This is a genomic window from Mesorhizobium sp. B2-7-3 (assembly GCF_006440715.1).
GTDB classification, from domain to species: domain Bacteria; phylum Pseudomonadota; class Alphaproteobacteria; order Rhizobiales; family Rhizobiaceae; genus Mesorhizobium; species Mesorhizobium australicum.
This window is the reverse complement of sequence record NZ_VFTY01000004.1, coordinates 155,047-178,371: the sequence shown is the minus strand read 5'-3', so window position 1 is coordinate 178,371 and position 23,325 is coordinate 155,047. Positions and strand designations below refer to the sequence as shown.

Below are 23,325 nucleotides of genomic sequence, written 5' to 3'. Positions count from 1 at the left end.
TTATAGCGCTGCCCTTATCGTTTCGGCAAACCGGCGCAGGTCGGAACGCTGATAGGGCTCGCGCAGGCCGTGCCCCCAGACTGGGCCGGGCCAGCCGGGATCGCCCTCGGACCGTGCGATGATGTGGACATGCAGTTGGCGCACGATGTTGCCGAGCGCACCGGTGTTGATCTTGGTGCAGCCGCTCACTTTCTTCAGCGCCTGCGCCACCATATTGGTCTCGAAGGTCAGCATCGCCTGGTCGAGCGGCGTCATGTCATGGATCTCCTCCGCGCCCGGCCGCTGCGGCACCAGGAGCAGCCATGGCCAACGGCGGTCGTTCATCACCCGCAATTCGCACAGCCCCAGCCACATCAATTGCTCGCTGTCAGCCTCCAGCCGGGCATCCAGCGTGAATCCGGCCTTCAGGCCCGGCAGCATCGGCGTTTCCCTTGCTTTTCTTGGTTTCCTCAAACCATGAACGCTAGAGCGGCTGCACCGGTGCTGCAAGCGAATCTGGTGGTCCGCGGTGCCGATTTGCCTGCGCACTTGCATTTCGTCGCGCAATTGCCGATATGGACAGCGGGAGGTTGGTGGTGGACGATCCACTCGCCAACCGGGTCAGGTCCGGAAGGAAGCAGCCCTAACGAGCCCGGAACGGGTCATTGTTCCAGCCTCCCACCTCATCGGCCCTCCTCGCGACATTGACGACGCATTGCAGCGCGGGCGAGACTATGCGCAGGAATCGGCGCCTGTGGGCGCGGCCTTTTGGAGCTTAACGGGCGAATGAGCGAAGCCGGAAATTCGGGCCCCGATAGTCTGGCGACGGGCAAGGCCGCCGCGTATCGCGTGCTGGCGCGCAAATACCGTCCGTCGAATTTTTCCGAACTCGTCGGCCAGGAGCCGATGGTGCGCACCCTCACCAATGCCTTTGCCACCGGCCGCATTGCCCAGGCCTGGATGCTGACCGGTGTGCGCGGCGTCGGCAAGACCACCACCGCGCGCATTTTGGCGCGTGCCCTGAACTATAAAACCGCCACCACGGATCAGCCCTCGGTAGACCTCGCAGTGCTTGGCGAGCACTGCCAGGCGATCATGGAAGGCCGCCATGTCGACGTCATCGAGATGGACGCCGCCTCGCACACCGGCATCGACGACATCAGGGACATCATCGAGCGCGTGCGCTATGCGCCGGTCTCGGCCCGCTACAAGGTCTACATCATCGACGAAGTGCACATGCTGTCGACGCAGGCCTTCAATGGCCTGCTGAAGACGCTGGAAGAGCCGCCGCCGCACGTCAAGTTCATCTTCGCCACCACCGAAATCCGCAAGGTTCCGATCACCGTCCTGTCGCGCTGCCAGCGATTCGACCTGAGGCGCATCGACGCCGGCGCGCTCGTCTCGCATCTCTCCTCGATCGCCGGCAAGGAAGGCATTTCGGTCGACGACGACGCACTGGCGATGATCGCGCGCGCGGCGGAAGGTTCCGCCCGCGATTCGCTCTCCATTCTCGACCAGGCGATCGCCCATGGCGCCGGCTCGGTCGGCGCCGAGGCCGTGCGCGCCATGCTGGGCCTGGCCGACCGCGCCCGTATCGTTGATCTGTTCGAGCATGTGATGAAGGGCGATGTGGCGGCAGCCCTTGGGGAGTTTCGCGCGCAATACGATACCGGCGCCGATCCGGCCGCCGTGCTCACCGATCTTGCCGAGTTCAACCATCTCGTCACCAGGCTGCGCTTCGTGCCGACCGCGATGGACGATGCCTCGCTGTCGCAGGACGAGCGTCAGCGCGGTGCCGATTTCGCCCGGGCGTTGTCGGTCAGGGTGCTGTCGCGGACCTGGCAGATGCTGCTCAAGGGCATTCCCGAGGTGCAGTCCTCCAACAGGCCGGTCAGTGCCGCCGAAATGGTGTTGATCCGGCTGGCGCATGCCGCCGACCTCCCGACATTGGACGAGGCGCTGAGATCGCTGGAGAGCGGCGCCTCGGCAACTGGCGCCGCGCCGCGCCCGAACGGCGCGCCGATGAGCCCCGGCCCCGTGAATCCCGGCAATGGCGGCAATGGCGCCAGCGCCCTGGCGCAGGCGCGCATGCCTGGCGGCTCGGGCGGCGCCCAGACCATGCGGCTGGTCGAGGCCACGCCTACTCCGACTGCCTTCGTCGCGCCCCCGCAACCGGCGCCGGAGACGCAAGCCGTACCGCTGAAATCGCTGGCCGACATCGTTGCCCTTGCCGACGCGAAACGCGACATCGCCTTCAAGGTGCTGATCAAGAGCTGCATCCGTCTCGTGCGCATCGAACCGGGCCGCATCGACGTAAGCCTGACCGACGATGCGCCCAAGATGCTGCTCAACGACCTGACGACCAAGCTGCGCGCCTGGACCGGCCGCCACTGGCTGGTGTCGCTGTCGAAGGAGGAGGGCGGCCAGACGCTGGCCGAGATGGAATCGACGAAGCGTGAAAACGCTTTCCTCGATGCCAGGAACGACCCGACCGTGGCCTCCATCCTGGCCCGCTTTCCCGGCGCCAAGATCATCGATGTGCGCATTCCCGACACGCCCGACGCCGACGCGAGCGAGGCCGAAATGCCGGTCGAGCCGCCGGCCGATGACGACGAACCCTGATATCCAGCACTAATCCGCAAAGGATCGGACCATGAAAGATCTTCTCGGCCTGATGGGCAAGGCGAAGGAAATGCAGGCCAAGTTCCAGGCCATGCAGGATGAGATTGCGACGGTCGAAGCCCTTGGTCAGGCCGGCGGCGGCCTGGTCAGCGTCACGCTGAGCGGAAAATTCGATATCAAGTCGCTGAAGATCGACCCGTCCTTGTTCAAGGAGGACGACGTCGAAATCCTCGAGGATTTGATTCTTGCCGCGCACAATGACGCCAAGGCCAAGGTCGAGCAGATCATGCAGGAAAAGACCAAGGCGCTGACCGCCGGCCTGCCCATTCCCCCGGGAATGAAACTGCCTTTCTGATGCATGTAGCCCAAAAGCATGCCCACGGGCTCGGCCCTGAGGGTGGGCAGGCAACGATATGCATGAAAGCAGAGACCGGCGCCCATGATCGACGAGCCGTCCGAAAGACTGATCGAGCAGCGTATCCGCAACAGGATCTACGAGATTCTGGAAATCCTCGCCGATTGCGACGCCGGGGTCGATCTCGTCGGCATCAAGGGCTACTTCAACCTGTTCGAGGATTTCGTGCATCGGCCGTCGATCGAGGCCGGCACGTCGGCGCTTTCAAGGGACGAACGCGCGATCGTGCTGGAAATCGCCGAATTCCTGGAGGCGGCCTCCGAAACAAATCCTGATTTCACCAAGGCCGAGTTCATCGACAGCGACTGGCCGGGCAAGATCGCGCCGACGGCCAGGGAGGCGCGGGCGCTGTTTCTCAGGCGCGGCCTGTTTTCAGAGAAGATCGAAGAGATCGAGCCCGGCCGGCCGACAGCAATCGCCGCCGGGCAATAGGCCGTTTTGGAACGCATGGCGCGGTCTTGCCGGGAAAAGCACTTGGCGTTTCCCCAAGGGAATTGCGGCAAAACGAAGAGAGAACGGTCATCATCCATGTGAAACGATGGCTCGATCTATCTGGAAAGCCTCGATTTTGTGTCAATTCGGCAACAGTATGCCGTTAATAACGTTTTGGCCATCATTTTGCCCGAAAGTGTCTCATTCTTGCCGCAGCCTGGGGGCGGGCGTTGAAGTGAGAGGGTTACCTGTTGATCGCGATGCGATGGAAGACGCCGCTGTTGCTCGGCGTCATTACGTCTCCCCTTTTCTTGGCCGCTTGCAGCCAGACAACCTCGCACGGCATGTCCGTCCCCAGCCTGACCGACGCCATCACGCCGAGCTTTCTGAGTTCGCGCGCCTACAGTCACACGCCGAAGGACAGGGAATGCCTGGAACGGGCGATGTTCTTCGAATCCAACCGGTCGAGCCGCGACGGTATGATCGCGGTCGGCACGGTGGTGATGAACCGGCTGCGCTCGGGCAACCATGGCAACACCATCTGCCAAGTGGTCGGTGAGCCCGGGCAGTTCGCGCCGGGCGTCATGACCAGATCGATGAATTCGCGCGCAATGCCCGATGTCGAAGAGGCCGCCGACGCCGTGCTCAAGGGCGAGCGCAAGACCAAGCTCAAGAACACGATGTATTTCCACACCGCCGGCCTGCGCTTCCCCTACAAGAACATGCACTACACCATGGTAGCCGGCGGCAACGCCTTCTACGAGAAGCGCGGCCGCAACTGGCAGCCGCTGCCGGATGAGCCGATGATTGCCTCGGCCGAGCAGCCGGCGGCGTTGCCGGGGGTACCCGCGACACGGGTCGCATCCATCGAGACAGTGCGCCCGGCCAAGGCATCAGTTCGCAACGCTCCAGCCCAGCAAGTCTACATGACCGCCGCGGCGGAACCGGCGGCCAAGCCGGAGCCCGTCCGTACCGCCCCCGCGCAGCAGACCTATCTGACCGCGGCCGCGGCGCCGACGGCAAAATCCGCGCGGGTCTCGGCGAAGCCGGTGGAAGTTGCCATGCAGGAGCCGATGGAAGAGCCGGATGCCGCCCGTTTTGGCGGAACCCTGAACAGCGGAACCTCGAACAAACGGGTCATCTCCTCGATCCAGGACGCTCCACAGGAAGCCTCGATGGGATTCCAGTCGACGCCTGAAAACACCGATGCCATAGGCGCGATGATTGTCAGCCACGGCCGCCCGCTCGAAACAAACTAATTCTCGCATGGCAGCATGGCGAACCGTGCGTCGACGGGGGATGTTTCAAAGCGCTCTGAAAAATCCTAGATCAGAGCGATGTCCAAGCGAATCGCCGGTCCCGAGATCGAACGCCTGATCCAGCTCCTGGCCAAGGTGCCGGGGCTTGGCCCCCGTTCGGCCAGGCGCGCCGCGCTGCACCTGATCAAGAAGAAGGAACAGCTGCTTTCGCCGCTGGCCGCCGCCATGGGCGAGGCCGCCGACAAGGTGCGCATCTGCTCGACCTGCGGCAATGTCGACACCTCGGACCCCTGCATGATCTGCACGGACCCACGCCGCGATGCCGCCACCCTGATCATCGTCGAGGACGTCTCTGATCTCTGGGCGCTGGAGCGGGCGGCGGCGATGAACGTGCGCTACCATGTGCTCGGCGGCACGCTGTCGCCGCTCGACGGCATCGGCCCGGACCAGCTCAACATCCGCTCGCTGATCGATCGCGTCGCCGGCGGCGAAATCAAGGAAATCATCCTCGCCGTCAACGCGACGGTCGAGGGCCAGACCACGGCGCATTACCTGACCGATCAATTGTCCGGTTTCGAGGTGAAGATAACACGGCTGGCTCATGGCGTGCCGGTCGGTGGCGAACTCGACTATCTCGACGAGGGAACGCTTGCCGCGGCGCTGCGGTCCAGGACGGCGTTTTAACGTTATTGGTGGGGAAGGTGCATTCTATGGCCGTCATTCACCTGTCTGTGCCAGGCACCCCCCTCTGTCCTGCCGGACATCTCCCCCGCAAGGGGGGAGATTGGCAGCTTCGGCGTCGGCGAACTCCTTTCAACGTTGGTGATTGGCGAAAGCCGAGCCGACAGCCGATCTCCCCCCTTGCGGGGGAGATGTCCGGCAGGACAGAGGGGGGTGCGACGGAACGCGACTTTCGCAAATTCAGCCTTGCATTTTTTCTGGCTGCTCTAGTGGGGATGGTCCTCATCGTCCCCACCCACGCCGCCCCCATTGACGACCAGTTCCGCGCCTGGCTGCAAAACGACCTCTGGCCGGAAGCCAAAACCAAAGGCATTTCCAAAAACACCTTCGACGCCGCCTTCGACGGCGTGAAGCCCAATCTCAAGCTGCCGGACCTTGTCATGCCCGGCGAGAAACCCAAAACCCCGCAGAAGCAGCATCAGGCCGAGTTCGGATCGCCCGGCGCCTATTTCGCCGAGAAGACGGTTCGTGCGGTGACATCAGGTGGACGCGCCCGCGAAGCCGCCAACGCCCGCACGCTTGCCTCGATCGAGAAGCGCTATGGCGTGCCGGGCGAAATCCTTCTGGCGATCTGGGGCCGCGAAACCGGCTTCGGCGCGGCGAAGATGCCCTACGACGCCTTCGAGGTGCTGGGCACCAAGGCATTCATGTCGACGAAAAAGGATTTCTTCCGCACAGAACTGCTGGCGGCGCTGGAAATCGTCGAGCGTGGGCTGGCGCCGGTCGGCGCGATGAAATCGTCCTGGGCCGGCGCGCTCGGCCAGCCGCAATTCATGCCAACCTCGTTGCTCAAGCATGCCGTCGATTTCGACGGCGACGGCCGCGTCGACATCTGGAATTCGACGCCCGATGTGCTGGCCTCGATCGCCAATTATCTTGTCCACTACGGCTGGGTGAGGGGACGCAGCTGGGGTTTCGAGGTGATGGTGCCCCAGAGCGTCTCCTGTTCGCTGGAGGGCCCGGACCAAGGGAAAAAGATTGCACAATGGGCTGCCATGGGCGTCGAGCGCGTCGGCGGCAAGGCGTTCCCGGCAAGCGAGCTGAAGGCGGAAGGTTTCCTGCTGATGCCGGCCGGGCGCAGCGGTCCGGCCTTCATCGCGACCCCCAATTTCTACGTGCTGAAGGAATACAACACCAGCGACCTCTATGCGCTGTTCATCGGCCATGGCGCCGACCGCATCGCCCATGGCGATCAGAATTTTACCGGTGGCTGGGGTCCGGTCGGCGATCTCCACCGGTCCGATATCGCCGCCCTGCAGCGTGCCTTGGAAGCCAAGGGCTACGATGTCGGCAGCGCCGACGGCCTGCCTGGCTTCAAGACCCGCCGCTCGATCGGTAGATGGCAGGAAAAGAATGGCCAGGCCGCCACCTGTTTTCCCGATGCCGGCCTCGTCGCGGCGCTGAAATAGCTCCGAATTTAGCAGATTTTTTCTCGATCGGTGCCTCGATTGGCTGATGTATGCGTCGACACGCCCGCCCGCCATTCTGGTCCAATGAACCGTCGCATAAATGCTCGTTGCCCACCGCTGGGCCGCCGGATATGCTGTTGACCAACTGGACAAAAACCACGACGTTAGTGGGGCAGAGGCTCTCGTCGAGCCTTGAAAGAACACCGTAACCCTGAGCCGGGAACTCAGGTCAACCAACAACAAAACAGGGAACAATCATCATGATGATGGAAAAGCTTGCTCTACGATCCCGTATCCTGCTTGCGGGCGCCGCCATGTCGGCGCTGCTTCTGGCCGGAGCGCCGGCTGGCGCGGTCACCCCCGCCGATACGCTTGTCGAAGGTTTTGCCATCGACGACATCATCTCGATGGATCCGGGCGAGGCGTTCGAGCTGTCGACCGCCGAAGTCACCGGCAACACCTATGATCTTCTTGTCCGCCTCGACCTCAGCGACACTTCCAAGGTCAAGCCCGATCTCGCCGAAAGCTGGACCGTCTCCGACGATGGCCTGACCTATACGTTCAAGCTCAAGCCGGGCCTGAAATTCGCCTCCGGCAACCCGATCACCGCCGCCGATGTCGCCTGGTCGTTCGAGCGCGCCGTCAAGCTGGACAAGAGCCCGGCCTTCATCATCGATCAGTTCGGCATCAGCGGCGACAACGTCACCGAGAAGGCCAAGGCGGTCGACGACACAACGTTCCAGTTCACCGTCGACAAGGCCTATGCGCCAAGTTTCGTGCTGAACTGCCTGTCGGCCACCGTCGCTTCCATCGTCGACGCCAAGCTGGTCAAGGAACATGTCGCGGCGGTGACGCCGAGCGCCGACTACAAATGGGACAACGACTTCGGCAACGCCTGGCTGAAGACGGGCTACGCCGGCTCGGGCGTCTACAAGCTGCGTGAATGGCGTGCCAACGAGGCGGTCGTCATGGAGCGCAACGACAATTATTACGGCGAAAAGGCCAAGCTCGCCCGCGTCATCTACCGCAACATGAAGGAAAGCTCGGCGCAGCGCCTGGCGCTCGAAGCCGGCGACATCGACGTTGCCCGCAACCTCGAGCCGAACGACCTCGACGCCATCGCCAAGAATGCCGACCTCACCACCACCAGCGCGCCGAAAGGCACCGTCTACTACATCAGCCTCAACCAGAAGAACCCGAACCTCGCCAAGCCCGAGGTCCGCCAGGCCTTCAAATACCTGGTCGACTATGATGCGTTGAGCACGACCATCCTCAAGGGCATCGGCGAGATCCACCAGACCTTCCTGCCCAAGGGCGTTCTGGGCGAACTGGACGAGAACCCGTTCAAGCTCGATGTCGCCAAGGCCAAGGAACTGCTGGCCAAGGCCGGCCTGCCCGACGGCTTCAGCGTCACCATGGACGTGCGCACCGGCCAGCCGACCACCGGCATGGCGGAATCCATCCAGCAGACGCTCGGCCAGGCCGGCATCAAGCTGGAGATCATCCCCGGCGACGGCAAGCAGACGCTGACCAAATACCGTGCCCGCAACCACGACATCTATATCGGCCAGTGGGGCCAGGACTATTTCGATCCGAACTCCAATGCCCAGACCTTTGCCTCGAACCCGGACAATTCGGATGCTGGCAAGTCGAAGACGCTGGCATGGCGCAATGCCTGGGACATTCCGGAGCTGACCAAGCAGACGGAAGCAGCCCTGCTCGAGAAGGATTCTGGCAAGCGCGCCGATATGTACAAGGATCTCGAAAAGAAGATCCTCGACACCAGTCCCTTCGTCGTCATCCACCAACAGTTGGAAGTCGCCGGTCTGCGCAAGAACCTCAAGGGCTTCGCGCTTGGTCCGAGCTTCGACACCAACTTCGTCGGGCCGGTCTCCAAGGAATAGCGTTCGCGGACACGCCCGCATGAGCGCGATTGAAAACGAGGGCGGGCGCGGCAGCGCCCGCGCCGTAGCCCTTGCATCTTCGCTTGGCCGATTCCTGGTCATTGCGGTGACGACCTATCTTGGTCTTCTCGCGGTCACCTTCTTCATTGGCCGTGTCATCCCGATCGACCCGGTGCTGGCCGTTCTCGGCGACCGGGCACCCGCCAATGTCGTGGAGCGCACGCGCCGCGAGATGGGTCTCGACCTGCCGTTGATCGAGCAGTTCTACATCTATGTGAAACATGCGCTGGGCGGCGATTTCGGCACCTCGGTTCTGACCACCAACCCTGTCATGACCGATATCCGCCGCGCCCTTCCGGCAACCACGGAACTGGCGACATTCGGGACACTGATCGGCGCGCTGTTCGGTGTGCCGCTCGGGGTGCTGGCCGCGGTCAAACGCGGCAGCTTCGTCGACCAGGTCGTGCGCATCATCGGCCTGATCGGCTATTCCGTACCTATCTTCTGGCTGGGTCTGCTGGCCCTGGTGCTGTTCTACGCGAAGCTGCAATGGGTGGCCTTCCCTGCACGGCTCGACGTCGTCTACGAATACACGTTCACGCCGATCACCGGTTTCTACCTGCTCGACTCCGCGATGCAGGGACAGTGGGACGTCTTTTACGACGCCTTCCGTCACATCATCCTGCCGGCCTCGCTGCTCGGCTATTTCTCGCTGGCCTACATCAGCCGCATGACGCGCTCGTTCATGCTCAACGAACTCGCCCAGGAATATGTCGTCGCCGCGCGCGCCAAGGGCCTGTCGGAAACCCGCATCATCTGGGGCCACGCGCTGCGCAATGCCGCCGTGCCGATGGTGACCGTGATCGCGTTGTCCTATGCCGGGCTGCTCGAGGGCTCGGTGCTGACCGAGACCGTCTTCTCCTGGCCGGGCATCGGCCTCTACATCACCAACTCGCTGCAGAACGCCGACATGAACGCCGTTCTCGGCGGTACCATCGTCATCGGCTCGGTGTTCATCGCCATCAATCTTCTGTCCGACCTGCTCTACCGTGTGCTCGACCCGAGGACGAAGACAGGATGAGTAGAGGTATTGCACTTTCGGGCTTGGCTGCCGCTAGTCACCCCCACTCCGGCCCTTCGGGCCACCTCTCCCCCTGCCCGGGGGAGAGGAAAACGCGGTCGCAGGCTTGGCGCCTTTCCTCTCCCCCGTCGAACGGGGGAGAGGTGGTCTGCGAAGCAGACCGGAGTGGGGGTCGACAGCTTAAAGAGGCATCGTCATGACCGCCTCCGACGCCCGCACCTTCTCCCGTCGCGAATGGTTGCTGTCGGAGCGGCCGGCATCGCGCTTGCAGGCAAGGCTCGGCCGCGCCTATGTCGCGTGGCGGCGCTTTTCCGCCAACCGGCTGGCCTTTGTCGGCCTGCTGATCATCATCGCGCTGCTGCTCGTCGCCGTCCTTGCCGGTATGCTGGCGCCGTATTCGCCGACCTTCGGTGACCTGAAGAACGCGCGGCTGCTGGCGCCGAGTGCGCAGCACTGGTTCGGCACCGACGACCTCGGCCGCGACATCTATTCGCGCATCCTCTACGGCTCCCGCTGGACGCTTTATGTCGTCGTCCTGGTCGCCATCATCGCCGCTCCCATCGGTCTCCTGGTCGGCACCGTCGCCGGCTATGCCGGCGGCTGGACCGATGCCATATTGATGCGCATCACCGACATCTTCCTTGCCTTCCCCAAGCTGGTGCTGGCGCTGGCCTTCGTCGCCGCCCTTGGCCCCGGCATCGAGAACGCCGTGCTGGCGATCGCCATCACCTCCTGGCCGCCCTATGCGCGCATCGCCCGCGCCGAGACGCTCACCGTGCGCAACTCGGACTACATCAAGGCCGTGCAATTGATGGGCGCCTCGCCTTTCCGTATCGTGCTTCGCCACATCATGCCATTGTGCATCTCCTCGCTGATCGTCCGCGTGACGCTCGACATGGCGGGCATCATCCTGACGGCCGCGGGCCTCGGCTTCCTCGGCCTTGGCGCGCAGCCGCCGCTGCCGGAATGGGGCACCATGATCGCTTCGGGTCGCCGCTTCATCCTCGACCAATGGTGGGTGGCTGGTGCGCCGGGCTTCGCCATCCTCATCGTCAGCCTCGGCTTCAACCTGCTTGGCGACGGCCTGCGCGACGCACTCGATCCCCGTAGCGGTGACCAATGAGTGGCCCCCCTGATCAGCAGCGATCCAAGAGCACGCTTCTCGACGTCGAGGATCTGCGCGTCACCTTTCCGACCCGCACCGGCATGATCGAGGCGGTGCGCGGCGTTTCCTTTTCGCTTGGCCGCGAACGCCTCGGCATCGTCGGCGAGTCCGGCTCGGGCAAGTCGCAGACAGGCCGCGCCATCATGGGCCTGACACCGCCGCAGGCCCGCATATCGGCCAATAAATTGACTTTCGACGGCATCGACCTGCTCGGCATCTCGCCGCGCCAACGCCGGGCGCTGCGGGGCAACCGCATCGCCATGATCCTGCAGGACCCGAAATATTCGCTCGATCCGGTGATGAGCATCGGCCGCCAGATCGTCGAGACGCTGCGCACCCACGAAAAGGTCGGCAAGGCCGAGGCGCGCGAGCGCGCGCTGGCCATGCTCGAGGCGGTGCAGATCCGCGATCCCAAACGCGTCTTCGACCTGCATCCGCACGAAGTGTCGGGCGGCATGGGCCAGCGCGCCATGATCGCCATGATGCTGATCGCCGGACCGGAAATGATGATCGCCGACGAGCCGACCTCGGCGCTCGACGTCACGGTGCAGCTCGACGTGCTCGGCATCCTCGACAGGCTGGTCGCGGAGCGCGGCATGGGGCTGATCTTCATTTCGCACGATCTGCGCCTGGTCTCGTCCTTCTGCGACCGCGTCATCGTCATGTATGCCGGCAAGGTCGTCGAGCAGCTCAAGGCGTCGGAATTGAGTCAGGCCCAGCATCCCTACACGCGCGGGCTGCTCAACTGCATGCCAAAAATCGGCGCCGACCGTCACCCGCTGCCGGTGCTCGACCGCAAGCCGGAGTGGGCGGCATGACTTCTGCGATTGCCGTCGACAGGCTGGAGGTGATCTTCGACCGTTTTCGCGCGCTGAAGGGCGTCAGCCTCGACGTGCAGCCGGGCGAATCCTTCGGCCTGGTCGGCGAATCCGGCTCGGGCAAATCGACATTGCTGCGGGCCATAGCCGGCCTCGCGCCGGTCGCCTCGGGCAGCATCACAGTCAATGGCAAGACGCTCGGCGCGCGCCGCGACAAGGCCTTTTACCGCGAAGTGCAGATGGTCTTTCAGGATCCTTACGGCTCGCTGCACCCGCGCCAGACCGTCGACCGCCTGCTGCAGGAGCCGCTCGAAATCCATGGTTTTGCCGATGGTCAAAAACGGATCGAACGCGCGCTCGACGAGGTCGGCCTCGGCAACGGCTTTCGTTTCCGTTACGCGCACCAGCTTTCCGGCGGTCAGCGCCAGCGCGTGGCGATCGCGCGCGCGCTTATCCTTGAGCCCTCGATCCTGCTGCTCGACGAGCCGACCTCGGCCCTCGACGCCTCGGTGCAGGCGGAAGTCCTCAACCTGCTGGAGGAAGTCCGCCGGCGGCGCAAGCTGACCTTCCTGATGGTCAGCCACGACCTCGCCATCATCACCCATATGTGCGAGCGGCTGATGGTGATGCAGGGCGGCGAGGCGGTGGAGAATCTGGTGGCCAACGATCTCGTCGAGCGCCGTGTGACGAAGGATTATACGCGCAACCTGTTGCGGGCCAGCGACGGGTTTGTGAGAACGGCTCCGAAGCAGATCTGACGATAGTTCTCCGCGTCACGCCAGGGAGCTCGACCTCGGCTTAAGTTTCCGCAACAGCGGCGATCTCTACTTCGCCGCCCTGTTCCCGCTTCGGCTCCTTGATCCTGAACCACGTCACATAAAGCGCCGGCAGGAACAAGAGCGTGATCGCAGTACCCGCGATGATGCCGCCCATCATCGCATAGGCCATCGGCCCCCAGAACACTTCGCGCGCGATCGGGATCAGCGCCAGGCTGGCCGCGGCCGCCGTCAGCGCGATCGGCCGCATGCGGTGCTCCGTTGCCTCGATGACCGCGGCCCAGCGATCCCTGCCCTCGGCGACAAGGTCCTCGATCTGCACGATCAGGATGACCGAGTTGCGGATCAGGATGCCGATCAGCGCCAAGACGCCGAGAATGGCGACGAAGCCGAGCGGCGCTCCGCTCGGCACCAGGGCCGCGACCACGCCGATCAGCCCGAGTGGCGCCACCGCCACCACCAGGAACAGGCGCTGGAAGCTCTGCAACTGCACCATCAGGATGGTCGCCATGACGAACAGCATCAGCGGCACCACGGCCGCGATCGGCCCCTGGCTCTTGGCGCTTTCCTCGACGGAGCCGGCGGTCTCGACCGAATAGCCGGCCGGCAGCTTGGCGATAAAGGCGTCGACCGACGGTTTCAACTCATTGACGACGGTCGCCGGCAGCACGTCGCCGACCAAGCCGGCGCGCACGGTGATGGTCGGGATGCGGTCGCGTCGCCATACGGTGGGCTGCTCCAGATCGTAGCGAAAATTGGCCACCGCGGCGAGTGGGATCGCCTCGCCATTTCCGGTCGGCAATTGGATGTTTTGCAGCGTCTCGATCGAGCCGCGCTCGGCCTCGCGCGAGCGAGCCACGACGTTGATCAGGTACGTCGCGTCACGCACCTGCGTGATCGTCGCGCCGCCCACCGTGCTGTTCAGCGTGCTGGCGATGTCGGACGAGGTGATGCCGAGTTGGCGCGCCTTGTCCTGCAGCACGTCGACCCTCAGCACACGCTGCGGTTCGTTCCAGTCGAAAGTCGGCGCCGCGAGTTTCGGATTGGCCGAGATCACGCCGGCGAATTGCTGCGCCAGTTCTCGCACCGTCTGGATGTCGGGGCCGCCGACGCGGTACTGCACAGGCCGCCCGACCGGCGGTCCGAGTTCAAGCGGCTTGACGAAAGCGTCGGTGCCGACAAACTCCGCGCGCAGCAGCTTCTCCAGCGCCGGCTTCACCCGGTTGCGCGCCTCGATGCTCTTGGTGACGATCACCGTCTGGCCGAAATAGGGATTGGCCGGCTGCACGTCATAGGCCAGCACGAAGCGCACGGCGCCCTGACCGATATAGGACGAAAAATGATCGATGTCGGGATTGCCAACCAGCGCCCGCTGTTCGAAGCGCTCCATCTGGTCGCGCGTCTCGGTAATCGAGGAGTTCTGTGGCAGGTTCCAATCGACGATCAGCTCCGGCCGGTCGGAAGGTGGGAAGAACTGCTGCTGCACCAGGCCGAAGCCGGCGATCGAGGCGGCGAACAGAAGCACGGTCACGATGATCGTCAGCCAGTGATGGCGCACCGAGCCGACAAGGACGCGCCGGAACAGCGACGTGAAGCGTCCTGGCTGGTCATGATGCTTGGTCTTCATCGTCGCCGGCAGGATGGTCACGCCGAGCAGCGGCGCGAACAGCACCGCCACGATCCATGACACCAGCAGCGACACCGCGATGACGACGAACAAGGTGAAGGTGTATTCGCCGGCAGCACTCGAGTTGAGCCCGATCGGGATGAAGCCCGCGACCGTCACCAGCGTGCCGGTCAGCATCGGGAAGGCGGTCGAGGTGTAGACATAGGTCGCCGCCTTGCGCAGGCTGTCGCCGACCTCCAGCCGCGCCACCATCATTTCGACCGCGATCATCGCGTCGTCGACCAGCAGCCCGAGCGCGATGATCAGAGCGCCGAGCGAAATGCGCTGCAGCGATATCCCCAGATACTCCATGACCGTGAAGGTGATGGCCAGCACCAGCGGGATCGACAGCGCCACCACGAAGCCGGCGCGCATGCCAAGGCTGATGAACGAGACGGCAAGCACGATCGCCACCGCCTCGAACAGCGCACGCGTGAACCCTGAGACCGCCTCCTCGACGATGACGGGCTGGTCGGCTACCAGATGCACGCCGACGCCGACCGGTAGGTCGGCCAGCACCTTGTTCATCTCCTCATGAAGCGCCTCGCCGAATTTGAGCAGATTGGCGTTGGGCTTCATGCCGATGGCAAGCCCGATCGCGTTCTGGCCGTTGAAGCGGAACAAGGCCGTCGGCGGGTCGGCATAACCGCGCGTGATCGTCGCCACGTCGCTCAGCCGGAAGAACCGATCGTTGACGCGCAGGTTGATCGCGCGCAGGCTCTCCTCGGAGGTGAACTGGCCGCCGACGCGCACGCTGATGCGCTCCGGCCCGGACTGAATGACGCCGGACGGGGTGATCGCATTCTGGGCCTGCAGGCTGGCGACGATTTGCTGCTGGTTGAGGCCAAGCGCCGCTATCTGGCGCGTCGAGAATTCGAGATAGATGGCCTCGTCCTGCGCGCCGACCAGATCGACCTTGCCGGCATTGGGCACGGTCAGGATCTTGGTCCTGACATCCTCCACATAGTCGCGCAACTGGCGTGGCGTCAGCCCGTCTGACGTGAAGGCATAGATGTTGCCGTAGACATCGCCGAAGCGGTCGTTGAAGAACGGTCCCTGCACGCCTTGCGGAAATTGCGCCTTGATGTCGTTGACCATGTTGCGCACCTGAAGCCAGTTCGGCACGACGTCGCGAGCCTTGGTGGTGTCCTTCAGGTTCACGAAGATGACGGTCTGGCCGGCGGTGGTGACGGATCTGGTGAAGTCGAGGCTGTCAAGCTCCTCGAGCTTTTTCTCGATGCGATCGGTCACCTGCTGCACCGTCTCCTTGACCGAGGCACCCGGCCAGTTGGCCTGGATGATCATGGTCTTGATGGTGAAGTTGGGGTCTTCCTCGCGGCCGAGATTGAGATAGGAAAATACGCCGGCCACCACGAAGACCAGCATGAAATACCAGACCAGCGAGCGGTGGTTGAGCGCCCAGTCGGAGAGGTTGAAGCCCTTCATGAGGCCCCTCCCGCGGGCACTTTGACCTTCTGGCCGTCGACGAGGCTGTGAACGCCGGCGGTGACGACGCGCATGCCGGCTTCGAGCCCTTCCGCCACGGTGAAGGTGCCTCCAGCCTTCCGCGCGACCTTGATATCGCGCGCGCTCACGCTCGACGTCTTTGGATCGACGATCCACACTTTTTCAGAACCGTTTTTTTCGAGCAGCGCCGAGATGGGCAGTTCGATCGTTGGTACGACCTTGGTCATCCGGGTCGCGGTTACCGTCGAACCGAGCCTGAAGGCTTGCGGCGGATTGGTGAGCGTCAGCTTGACGCGCCGGGTGCGGGTCGAGCCCTCGGACTGGGGCGCGATCTCGCGCAGCTTGGCCTCTGTCTGGATTGTCGGCAGCGACTGCAAGATGACCTGGAAGGGCGTGTCGGCCGAGAGATCGCCGGTCAACTGGTCGGGAATATCGACAACCGCTTCACGCGGGTCCGAGCGTGCCACGGTGACGACCGTCTGGCCCGGCGAGACGGTTTGGCCGACCTCCGCGCCGACGGCGGTGACGACGCCGTCGAAATCCGAGAACAGCCTGGCGTAGCCGAGCTGCTCCTGGGACTTGGCCAGCGAAGCCTTGGCCCGCTCGACGCTGGCTTCCGCGGCTTTGCGTGCCTGCTGCGCGGCATCGAAGACAGACTGCGACGTGTTGGCCGAGGTGAGCAACTGGCGCTGGCGCTCCTCGCTGGCCGCGGCATTGGCGAACTGCGCCTGCGCATTGGAGAGTTCGGCCCTGGCCGCCTGGACGGCCAGCTCCAGCGCGGTTGGATCGAGTGCCGCGATCGTCGTGCCCTTGCTGACGATGTCGCCGACCTTGACGTCACGCGAGACGACGCGACCGAGCAGTCGGAAGGCAAGATCGGCACTGACCTGCGGTTCAACCGAGCCGGCGAAACCGAAGATCTGGGTGGTGCGCGGCTCGACCACGACCGACAGCACCGGCCGGACGATCTCCGGCGGTTTTTCCTCCGATTTCGAACAGGCTGCGAGCGTGCCAAGCGCGGCAAGGCCAAGCAGGAGCCGCTTCATTGCGCTGCTCCCGATATTTCGACTGTCTGGCCGGGGCTGAGCAATTGCCCGCCTGATGTAACGACGCTCTGGCCTTCGTTAAGTCCCTTGGCAATGACGACGGTACCCGAATCGAACGCCAGCACCTCGACCGGCGTCGTCGCGACTGCCTTGGTCGCGGGATCGACGATCCAGACCGCCGGCTTGCCGGAGCTGGATGTCAGGGCCTGCCAGGGCAACAGGATCGCCTTCGCCGGCTTGGCGCCGACCGAGCCGATGACGGCCGCCCCAAGCGGCATGCCGGCGGGCGTCTCGGGAATGGCTACCTTGACCCTTATCGAGCCCGAAGCCGGGTCGACCGCCGGTGAGATCTCGCGCACCTTGCCCGTTGCCCTGACCTGCGGATCGGATAACAGCGTGATCGTCACCGCCGGCGAGGCCGGCGTCCTGGCGACCAGCGTCTCCTGCACGTTGAACACGGCGTCGCGGTCGCCGTCCTCGGCAACGGTGAAGACGGTCTGCGCCGCCTGCACCACCTGGCCGGCTTCGACCTGGCGGGCGGTGATCACGCCGGCGGCACCGGCCTTGAGTTCGGTGAAAGACAGGTTCTGCCGGGCATTGGCGAGCGCGCTCTGCGCGGCATCGACGCTGCCTTGCGCCACCTTCAGTGCCTGGTCGGCCGCGTCATAATCGCGCCTGGTGGTGAAACCCTGGGCAAGCAGCGTCTTTTGCCGCTCGAAAGTGGCCGCGGCCTGGGTCAGTTGCGCCTGCGCGGCATCGAGATCGGCCTGCGCCGATCGCAGATCGGATTCCTGCTCCTGCGGATCGATGCGGGCAAGCACTGTCCCCTGATCGACATGCTGGCCGACATCGACAAGCCGCTCGGCGACGCGTCCGCCAACCCGGAACGAAAGATTGTTCAGCGTGCGCGCCGCGATCACCCCGGTCAGGGAGGTTCTCGGCGCATAGTCGGCCATCGCCACCGTTTCGGTGCGTACCATGACCGGCAGCTTCTTTTCCGCCGCCGCCTGCTTTTGGCAACCGGCGAGCAGCGCCAGGGCCGTGCAGGCGAGAATTGAAGCGGCTGGAAAAGACAAAAGGCTAGGAGTTTTGGCGGATGGCGGCGAGACGGACGATGTCACGTTCCTGCTCATGGCTCCCCTCGGCCGCGCGCCGGTCGCTGATCGCGGTCCCTCGCGGATAGTCAGGAGGATAGTCGATCCCGGAAAAAAGGAAACCGGTCTCGTAGACGTATCGCCGGACTGGTTAAGTCAGGCCCAATCGACCCTGCGATGGTGCCGGCTTGAGGAAAACCTGAAATAAGGCCAGAAGGGAACTCAACGGCATCAAACAGAACGGGCGCCGGCCCGGTGAGGGATATGATGAAGAACTCCGCCATTTCCGAACGCAAGAACCAGTCGATCTCGCGCGGCGTCGGCATGACCACGCAAATCTACGCCGACCGGGCCGAGAATTCGGAGATCTGGGATGTCGAGGGCCGCCGCTATATCGACTTCTCCTCGGGCATCGCCGTCGTCAACACCGGCCATCGTCATCCCAGGGTGATCGAGGCGGTCAAGGCGCAACTCGACCGCTTCACCCACACCTGCCACCAGGTCGTGCCTTACGAGAGCTATGTGCGGCTGGCCGAACGGCTGAACGCCATGCTGCCCGGCAAGTTCGAGAAGAAGACGATCTTCGTCACCACCGGCGCCGAGGCGGTGGAGAATGCCATCAAGATCGCTCGCAACGCCACCGGCCGCCAGGCCGTCATCGCCTTCGGCGGCGGCTTCCACGGCCGCACCCTCATGGGCATGGCGCTGACCGGCAAGGTCGTGCCCTACAAGGTTGGCTTCGGCGCCATGCCGGGCGACGTCTACCACGTGCCGTTCCCCGTGCAACTGCATGGCGTCTCGGTCGCCGATTCGCTGGCGGCACTCGACAAGCTGTTCAAGGCGGATGTCGATCCGGCCCGCGTCGCCGCAATCATCATCGAGCCCGTTCAGGGCGAGGGCGGCTTCTACGACGCGCCGCGTGAACTCCTGACGGCGCTACGCAAGCTCTGCGATCAGCACGGCATGCTGCTCATCGCCGACGAAGTGCAGACCGGCTTTGCCCGCACCGGCAGGATGTTCGCCATGGACCATCACGAGGTGGCGGCCGACATCACCACCATGGCCAAGAGCCTGGCCGGCGGCTTCCCGCTTGCGGCGGTCACCGGCCGCGCCGAGATCATGGATGCGCCCAGCCCCGGCGGGCTCGGCGGCACCTATGGCGGCAGCCCGATCGGCGTCGCCGCGGCACACGCCGTCCTGGATGTCATCGAGGACGAAAAGCTCTGCGACCGCGCCAACACGCTGGGTGCGCGGCTCAAGCAGCGTCTGCAGTCGATCCGTGACGACGTGCCCGAGATCGTCGACATCAGGGGTCTGGGCTTCATGAACGCGGTTGAGTTCAATGACGTCAAGAAGGGCCTGCCGTCGGCCGAGATCGCCAACGCGATCCGGCTGAAGGCGCTCGACAAGGGTCTGATCCTGTTGACCTGCGGCGTCTACGGCAACGTCATCCGCTTCCTGGCGCCGATCACCATTCAGGACGAAGTCATGAACGAAGCGCTCGACATTCTGGAAAGCTCGATCCGCGAAGTCTGCGCCGCCTGAACCACGTTACCTCCCCCTCGTGGGGAGGTCGGACCGCAGGTCCGGGTGGGGGGCTTGGCGCCGACCCACCCCGCCGCTGCTTCGCAGCGACCCTCCCACAAGGGGAGGGCGGCTATCCCGCAGCTCTTGCCAGCTCATCCTGCTGAAAGGCAGCCAGAGCCGCCTTCAGCCCTTCGGGACCCGTGGCTACCGTTTGCGGTGTCGGCGAGAAGCCGGCACCGAGCATCTTGCGGCCAAGCATGTGGTCGCCGGGGCGGTTGACGGACTCGATGCCGAGCAGCCGGTCTCCCGCGTAGTGGTAGATCGAGAACTTGTTGTCGGGCAGGTCACCGAGCACGACATGGCTGTCGCCGCCTGATGTCAGCCCGACCATCTGCAATTTCATGTCGCCAATGTCGGACCAGAACCATGGCACCGCCGAATAAGCGTCGGCGTGGCCTGATATGGTGCGCGCGGCGAGCCGCGCCTGGTCGGTGGCGTTTTGCACCGATTCCAGCCGCACGTCGCCGCCGGTGAACCAGTGCCGGTACGAGGCGGCGTCGCCGATGGCGAGGATATCCGGTACCGAGCTGCGCATCTGGTGATCGACGCGGATGCCGTTGGCGATGGTGAGGCCGGCTTCCTGCGCCAGTTCGACATTCGGCACGGCACCGATGCCCACCACGACCATGCGCGCCGGCAGCCTTTCGCCTGAGGTGGTGATCGCGGCGGTGACATGGCCGTCTTCGCCTTCGAGCCTTGCAATCGAGGTGCCGGTGAGGATGCGCACGCCTGTCGCTTCCAGCCTTTGCCGGACATGGCTAGCCACCACCGGCGCCACGGCGCGGCCAAGCAGCCGGTCGACCGCCTCGACAACGGTGACGGTGCGGCCCGCCGCCCGAAGCGTCGCGGCGATTTCCAGTCCGATGAAGCCGCCGCCGAGAATAACGACATCTTCGCTGTGCGCGCTCAAGTCCCGGATCAGCCGGGCATCGGCCAGCGAGCGCAGCGACACCACGCCGAACAGCTCCGCGCCGGGTAATGGCAAGGCACGCGGGCGCGATCCGGTCGCCAGGATCAGATGGTCGAAGGCAAGTGCGCCACCGCCGGCAATGTCGAGACTGCCGCGGCCGGTATCGATGCGCTCGATCCGGATGCCCGGCCGGTAGTCGATGGCGCTGCCGGTGTAGAAGGCTTCGCCGCGCAAGGGCTGCGGCTTGGCCGTGGCATCCTTGATGAAGGTCTTCGACAGCGGCGGCTTGTGATAGGGCAGTTCGTTCTCGTCGCCGACCAGGATCACCGGCCCGTCATAACCATCCTCGCGCAGACTGGCGGCTGCCTGCACGCCCGCATGACCCGCACCGACAATGACCACGCCGTTCTTCATCGCATTCCGATCCCGATTCGATCCTAGGACGTCTCGCCAAGCGGCAATTGCCTGGCACCGCCGCAAGAGAATGTCTGCGGGTCGCACCCGGGATGGCGACTGTCAATCGTACAGTTCGGCCGCAAAGTCGGTGCAAGGGAACGCGTAAAGTTGACAGTTGTAGTTTAGAATAATTCTAAACTGTTGTTTCGATTGGGTTTTTTCAGTAATTTCCGTTGACTCCATCGAGCGCGAAGTTTTAAGGAAGCTTGCGCATTGGCGCATCCCTTTGATGTCTGGGCCTTGAACCCGTTCGATTGGAGGCATTTTGGTGTCTTTCTTCCCTGGGCCGCGCGGCAGCGCGGCATATCTTGCGGCCGGTGGCATGCACACGGCCTGGTGCTGGTTGCCGCGCGCGCCGTTTGCGGAATTCCCGAGAAACTGGAGAGCGATAATGACGGCACGATATGGCGGCAGGCTTGTGGCGATCGGCGCCACGGCGCTGCTGACGGCGGCGGTGTTCGTGCTGCCTGCAAAGGCGCAAACCGATGCGAAGGCGGTGATCAAGACCTATTCCGACATCGCGCTTGCCAAGTACGAGGATTCGCTAACCACGGCGCGGACGCTGGACAAGGCGGTCGACGTGCTGCTGGCCAACCCGTCGGCGGAAACGCTCAATGCCGCCCGCGACGCCTGGAAGGCGGCGCGCGTGCCCTACCAGCAGACCGAGGTCTATCGCTTCGGCAACAAGGTCGTCGACGACTGGGAGGGCGAGGTGAATTCCTGGCCGCTGGACGAAGGCCTGATCGACTATGTCGCCAAGAGCTACGGCACGGAATCGGACGCGAATTCTCTCTACACCGCCAATGTGATCGCCAACAAGGAGATCGAAATCAACGGCAAGAAGATCGACGCCTCGACGCTTTCGCCGGAATTCCTCTCCGGGACCTTGCAGCAAGCCGGCGGTATCGAGGCCAACGTCGCTACCGGCTATCACGCCATCGAGTTCCTGCTCTGGGGCCAGGATCTGCATGGCACCGGTCCAGGCGCCGGCGAGCGTCCCTATACGGATTACGACTTCAAGAACTGCACCGGCGGCAATTGCGACCGCCGCGCACAGTACCTGAAATCGGCAACTGACCTTCTGGTCTCCGACCTGCAGAAGATGGTCAATGACTGGAAGGAAGACGGCGCCGCGCGCAAGAACCTCGTCGATGGCGAGCCGAACACCGCGATCTCGATCATCTTCACCGGCATGGGCTCGCTCTCCTACGGCGAACTGGCCGGCGAGCGCATGAAGCTCGGCCTGCTGCTGCACGATCCCGAAGAGGAGCATGACTGCTTCTCCGACAACACCTACAATTCTCATCTCTATGATGCAGTCGGCATTCGCGCCGCCTATCACGCCAGCTACACAAGGCTGGATGGTACCGTCGTTTCGGGTCCCTCGGTGCACGACATGGTCAAGGCAGCGGATCCGGCAATCGACAAGGAACTGTCCGACAAGCTCGATGTTTCGGTCGCCAAGATGGAAGCCATCAAGGCACGGGCATTGGCCGGCGAGGCCTACGACCAGCAGATCGCCGAGGGCAATACGGCGGGCAATGCCACCGTGCAGGCGGCAATCGACGCATTGATCGACCAGACCAAGTCGATCGAACGCGCCGTCGGCGCCTTGAAGCTCAACAACATCGCCTTCGAAGGCTCCGACAGTCTCGACGCGCCCGACAAAGTGTTCAAGTAAGCCCCCAGCCAAACGGCGCATCGGAGCGCCGTCAGCCAGAGCGACGAAATGCTGATCTGCCATTGCAACATCATCACCGAGAAGGAGATCGAGCAGACGATCATCGGCCTGCTGGATCAGGATCCCTGGCAGCTCATCGTGCCGGCAAAGGTCTATCACGCCATGCACAAACGGGGTCGCTGTTGCGGCTGCTTCCCAAATGTGGTCGAAACGATCATTCGGGTCACCGAGAACTACCACGCCCGCTCGCAGGCAAGCGGCGTGGACATCGTTTCACATCTGGATCGCGTCAGAGGCCTGCGCATCCAATACGGGAGCAGGACCCATGAAAGGCGAACCACAGATCATCGAGCGGCTTAACGAGGCTCTCTTTCTGGAGCTCGGCGCCGTCAACCAGTATTGGGTGCATTTCCGCCTGCTCGAGGATTGGGGATACGCCAAGCTGGCCAAGAAGGAGCGGGCGGAATCGATCGAGGAGATGCACCACGCCGACAAGCTCGTCGCCCGCATCATCTTCCTTGAAGGCCATCCCAACCTGCAGTCCGTGGCGCCGCTGCGCATCGGCCAGAACGTCAAGGAAGTGCTCGAATCCGACTTGGCCGGTGAATATGACGCGCGCACTGCCTATAAGCGCTCGCGCGAAATCTGCGAGGAAGCGGGCGACTACGTGACGATGAAACTGTTCGAGGAACTGCTCGCCGACGAGGAAAGCCATATCGACTTCCTCGAGACGCAGCTCGACCTGCTGGCCTCGATCGGTGAGGAAAAGTACGGCCAGCTCAACGCCGCACCGGCGGACGAGGCGGACTAAGGATAT

At 63.9% G+C, this 23,325-nt stretch carries 21 protein-coding genes and 1 other RNA gene; 17 read left to right on the top strand and 5 right to left on the bottom strand.

Translation table 11 applies throughout. From position 1 onward, the window contains the following. Positions 1-420, bottom strand: coding sequence for an HIT family protein (locus tag FJW04_RS11035; protein WP_015314047.1), 420 nt, complete (start codon positions 418-420; stop codon positions 1-3). A 144-nt stretch (positions 421-564) separates the two neighbouring features. On the opposite strand from FJW04_RS11035, the gene ffs reads away from it, so the two are divergent. The 12 genes from ffs (at position 565) to FJW04_RS10970 (ending at position 12,583) form a co-directional block, all read left to right on the top strand. Then, an RNA gene (ffs, locus tag FJW04_RS11030) (signal recognition particle sRNA small type) lies at positions 565-661 on the top strand. Positions 662-765: 104 nt separating this feature from the next. Then, a complete protein-coding gene (locus tag FJW04_RS11025; protein WP_140714076.1) occupies positions 766-2,601 on the top strand; it encodes a DNA polymerase III subunit gamma/tau in 1,836 nt (611 codons plus the stop codon). A 31-nt stretch (positions 2,602-2,632) separates the two neighbouring features. After that, positions 2,633-2,956, top strand: coding sequence for a YbaB/EbfC family nucleoid-associated protein (locus FJW04_RS11020; protein ID WP_015314045.1), 324 nt, complete (start codon positions 2,633-2,635; stop codon positions 2,954-2,956). An 84-nt stretch (positions 2,957-3,040) separates the two neighbouring features. Next, a complete protein-coding gene (locus FJW04_RS11015) occupies positions 3,041-3,448 on the top strand; it encodes a hypothetical protein (protein WP_015314044.1) in 408 nt (135 codons plus the stop codon). Between the two features lie 251 nt (positions 3,449-3,699). After that, on the top strand, positions 3,700-4,707 hold the full coding sequence (locus FJW04_RS11010; RefSeq protein WP_140714074.1) for a cell wall hydrolase: 1,008 nt from the start codon (positions 3,700-3,702) through the stop codon (positions 4,705-4,707). A 78-nt stretch (positions 4,708-4,785) separates the two neighbouring features. Continuing rightward, positions 4,786-5,391, top strand: coding sequence for a recombination mediator RecR (gene recR / locus FJW04_RS11005; protein ID WP_015314042.1), 606 nt, complete (start codon positions 4,786-4,788; stop codon positions 5,389-5,391). A gap of 188 nt (positions 5,392-5,579) precedes the next feature. Beyond that, positions 5,580-6,857: a lytic murein transglycosylase gene (locus FJW04_RS10995; protein ID WP_140714072.1), complete on the top strand. Its 1,278-nt coding sequence runs from the start codon at positions 5,580-5,582 to the stop codon at positions 6,855-6,857. A 260-nt stretch (positions 6,858-7,117) separates the two neighbouring features. Beyond that, positions 7,118-8,761 (top strand): ABC transporter substrate-binding protein, encoded by a 1,644-nt coding sequence (locus FJW04_RS10990; RefSeq protein ID WP_140714070.1) that lies wholly within the window; start codon positions 7,118-7,120, stop codon positions 8,759-8,761. A gap of 19 nt (positions 8,762-8,780) precedes the next feature. Continuing rightward, positions 8,781-9,842 (top strand): ABC transporter permease, encoded by a 1,062-nt coding sequence (locus FJW04_RS10985; RefSeq protein ID WP_140714068.1) that lies wholly within the window; start codon positions 8,781-8,783, stop codon positions 9,840-9,842. 196 nt (positions 9,843-10,038) lie between these two features. Next, complete coding sequence (gene nikC, locus FJW04_RS10980) at positions 10,039-10,965, top strand: nickel transporter permease (RefSeq protein WP_015314038.1); 927 nt, start codon at positions 10,039-10,041, stop codon at positions 10,963-10,965. Then, positions 10,962-11,825, top strand: coding sequence for an ABC transporter ATP-binding protein (locus FJW04_RS10975; RefSeq protein ID WP_140660629.1), 864 nt, complete (start codon positions 10,962-10,964; stop codon positions 11,823-11,825). Before nikC ends, FJW04_RS10975 begins: the two co-directional genes overlap by 4 nt. After that, entirely contained in the window at positions 11,822-12,583 is a 762-nt protein-coding gene (locus tag FJW04_RS10970; protein WP_140714066.1) for an ABC transporter ATP-binding protein, read from the top strand. The genes FJW04_RS10975 and FJW04_RS10970 overlap by 4 nt, the downstream gene beginning before the upstream one ends. Positions 12,584-12,623: 40 nt before the next feature. Here the strand turns inward: FJW04_RS10970 and FJW04_RS10965 are convergent, their stop codons facing one another. Genes FJW04_RS10965 through FJW04_RS10955 form a run of 3 tightly spaced genes read right to left on the bottom strand, consistent with a single transcriptional unit; the run spans position 12,624 to position 17,760 of the window. After that, positions 12,624-15,713, bottom strand: coding sequence for an efflux RND transporter permease subunit (locus tag FJW04_RS10965; protein WP_140714064.1), 3,090 nt, complete (start codon positions 15,711-15,713; stop codon positions 12,624-12,626). Then, positions 15,710-16,780, bottom strand: a complete 1,071-nt coding sequence (locus tag FJW04_RS10960; RefSeq protein WP_140714062.1) for an efflux RND transporter periplasmic adaptor subunit — start codon at positions 16,778-16,780, stop codon at positions 15,710-15,712. The genes FJW04_RS10965 and FJW04_RS10960 overlap by 4 nt, the downstream gene beginning before the upstream one ends. Next, positions 16,777-17,760, bottom strand: a complete 984-nt coding sequence (locus FJW04_RS10955) for an efflux RND transporter periplasmic adaptor subunit (protein ID WP_246673784.1) — start codon at positions 17,758-17,760, stop codon at positions 16,777-16,779. Before FJW04_RS10955 ends, FJW04_RS10960 begins: the two co-directional genes overlap by 4 nt. Between FJW04_RS10955 and FJW04_RS30250 the strand changes: the two genes are divergently transcribed. Continuing rightward, complete coding sequence (locus tag FJW04_RS30250) at positions 17,759-18,082, top strand: hypothetical protein (RefSeq protein ID WP_224585246.1); 324 nt, start codon at positions 17,759-17,761, stop codon at positions 18,080-18,082. The two genes, FJW04_RS10955 and FJW04_RS30250, sit on opposite strands and share 2 nt — an antisense overlap. Before the next feature lie 59 nt (positions 18,083-18,141). Next, a complete protein-coding gene (locus tag FJW04_RS10950) occupies positions 18,142-19,419 on the top strand; it encodes a 4-aminobutyrate--2-oxoglutarate transaminase (RefSeq protein ID WP_140714425.1) in 1,278 nt (425 codons plus the stop codon). A gap of 112 nt (positions 19,420-19,531) precedes the next feature. On the opposite strand, the gene FJW04_RS10945 is transcribed toward FJW04_RS10950, so the two are convergent. Then, on the bottom strand, positions 19,532-20,785 hold the full coding sequence (locus tag FJW04_RS10945) for an FAD-dependent oxidoreductase (protein ID WP_140714058.1): 1,254 nt from the start codon (positions 20,783-20,785) through the stop codon (positions 19,532-19,534). Positions 20,786-21,218: 433 nt separating this feature from the next. Between FJW04_RS10945 and FJW04_RS10940 the strand changes: the two genes are divergently transcribed. The 3 genes from FJW04_RS10940 to bfr are packed head-to-tail and all read left to right on the top strand — an operon-like array spanning position 21,219 to position 23,319. After that, positions 21,219-22,508 carry an imelysin family protein gene (locus FJW04_RS10940; RefSeq protein ID WP_140714056.1) on the top strand — a complete coding sequence of 430 codons (1,290 nt, stop codon included), beginning with the start codon at positions 21,219-21,221 and terminating at the stop codon, positions 22,506-22,508. Between the two features lie 48 nt (positions 22,509-22,556). After that, positions 22,557-22,868 carry a (2Fe-2S)-binding protein gene (locus tag FJW04_RS10935; protein ID WP_015314027.1) on the top strand — a complete coding sequence of 104 codons (312 nt, stop codon included), beginning with the start codon at positions 22,557-22,559 and terminating at the stop codon, positions 22,866-22,868. After that, positions 22,834-23,319, top strand: coding sequence for a bacterioferritin (bfr, locus tag FJW04_RS10930; protein WP_015314026.1), 486 nt, complete (start codon positions 22,834-22,836; stop codon positions 23,317-23,319). The genes FJW04_RS10935 and bfr overlap by 35 nt, the downstream gene beginning before the upstream one ends. Positions 23,320-23,325 lie beyond the last annotated feature (6 nt).

Bases quoted from the DNA above. Each gene is read 5' to 3' on its own strand.
- FJW04_RS11035 (WP_015314047.1), bottom strand. From the start codon at position 420: ATGCTGCCGGGCCTGAAGGCCGGATTCACGCTGGATGCCCGGCTGGAG.
- FJW04_RS11025 (WP_140714076.1), top strand. From the start codon at position 766: ATGAGCGAAGCCGGAAATTCGGGCCCCGATAGTCTGGCGACGGGCAAG.
- FJW04_RS11020 (WP_015314045.1), top strand. From the start codon at position 2,633: ATGAAAGATCTTCTCGGCCTGATGGGCAAGGCGAAGGAAATGCAGGCC.
- FJW04_RS11015 (WP_015314044.1), top strand. From the start codon at position 3,041: ATGATCGACGAGCCGTCCGAAAGACTGATCGAGCAGCGTATCCGCAAC.
- recR (WP_015314042.1), top strand. From the start codon at position 4,786: ATGTCCAAGCGAATCGCCGGTCCCGAGATCGAACGCCTGATCCAGCTC.
- FJW04_RS10995 (WP_140714072.1), top strand. From the start codon at position 5,580: ATGTCCGGCAGGACAGAGGGGGGTGCGACGGAACGCGACTTTCGCAAA.
- FJW04_RS10990 (WP_140714070.1), top strand. From the start codon at position 7,118: ATGATGATGGAAAAGCTTGCTCTACGATCCCGTATCCTGCTTGCGGGC.
- FJW04_RS10985 (WP_140714068.1), top strand. From the start codon at position 8,781: ATGAGCGCGATTGAAAACGAGGGCGGGCGCGGCAGCGCCCGCGCCGTA.
- nikC (WP_015314038.1), top strand. From the start codon at position 10,039: ATGACCGCCTCCGACGCCCGCACCTTCTCCCGTCGCGAATGGTTGCTG.
- FJW04_RS10975 (WP_140660629.1), top strand. From the start codon at position 10,962: ATGAGTGGCCCCCCTGATCAGCAGCGATCCAAGAGCACGCTTCTCGAC.
- FJW04_RS10970 (WP_140714066.1), top strand. From the start codon at position 11,822: ATGACTTCTGCGATTGCCGTCGACAGGCTGGAGGTGATCTTCGACCGT.
- FJW04_RS10965 (WP_140714064.1), bottom strand. From the start codon at position 15,713: ATGAAGGGCTTCAACCTCTCCGACTGGGCGCTCAACCACCGCTCGCTG.
- FJW04_RS10960 (WP_140714062.1), bottom strand. From the start codon at position 16,780: ATGAAGCGGCTCCTGCTTGGCCTTGCCGCGCTTGGCACGCTCGCAGCC.
- FJW04_RS30250 (WP_224585246.1), top strand. From the start codon at position 17,759: ATGACCGGCAGCTTCTTTTCCGCCGCCGCCTGCTTTTGGCAACCGGCG.
- FJW04_RS10955 (WP_246673784.1), bottom strand. From the start codon at position 17,760: ATGGTACGCACCGAAACGGTGGCGATGGCCGACTATGCGCCGAGAACC.
- FJW04_RS10950 (WP_140714425.1), top strand. From the start codon at position 18,142: ATGAAGAACTCCGCCATTTCCGAACGCAAGAACCAGTCGATCTCGCGC.
- FJW04_RS10945 (WP_140714058.1), bottom strand. From the start codon at position 20,785: ATGAAGAACGGCGTGGTCATTGTCGGTGCGGGTCATGCGGGCGTGCAG.
- FJW04_RS10940 (WP_140714056.1), top strand. From the start codon at position 21,219: ATGACGGCACGATATGGCGGCAGGCTTGTGGCGATCGGCGCCACGGCG.
- FJW04_RS10935 (WP_015314027.1), top strand. From the start codon at position 22,557: ATGCTGATCTGCCATTGCAACATCATCACCGAGAAGGAGATCGAGCAG.
- bfr (WP_015314026.1), top strand. From the start codon at position 22,834: ATGAAAGGCGAACCACAGATCATCGAGCGGCTTAACGAGGCTCTCTTT.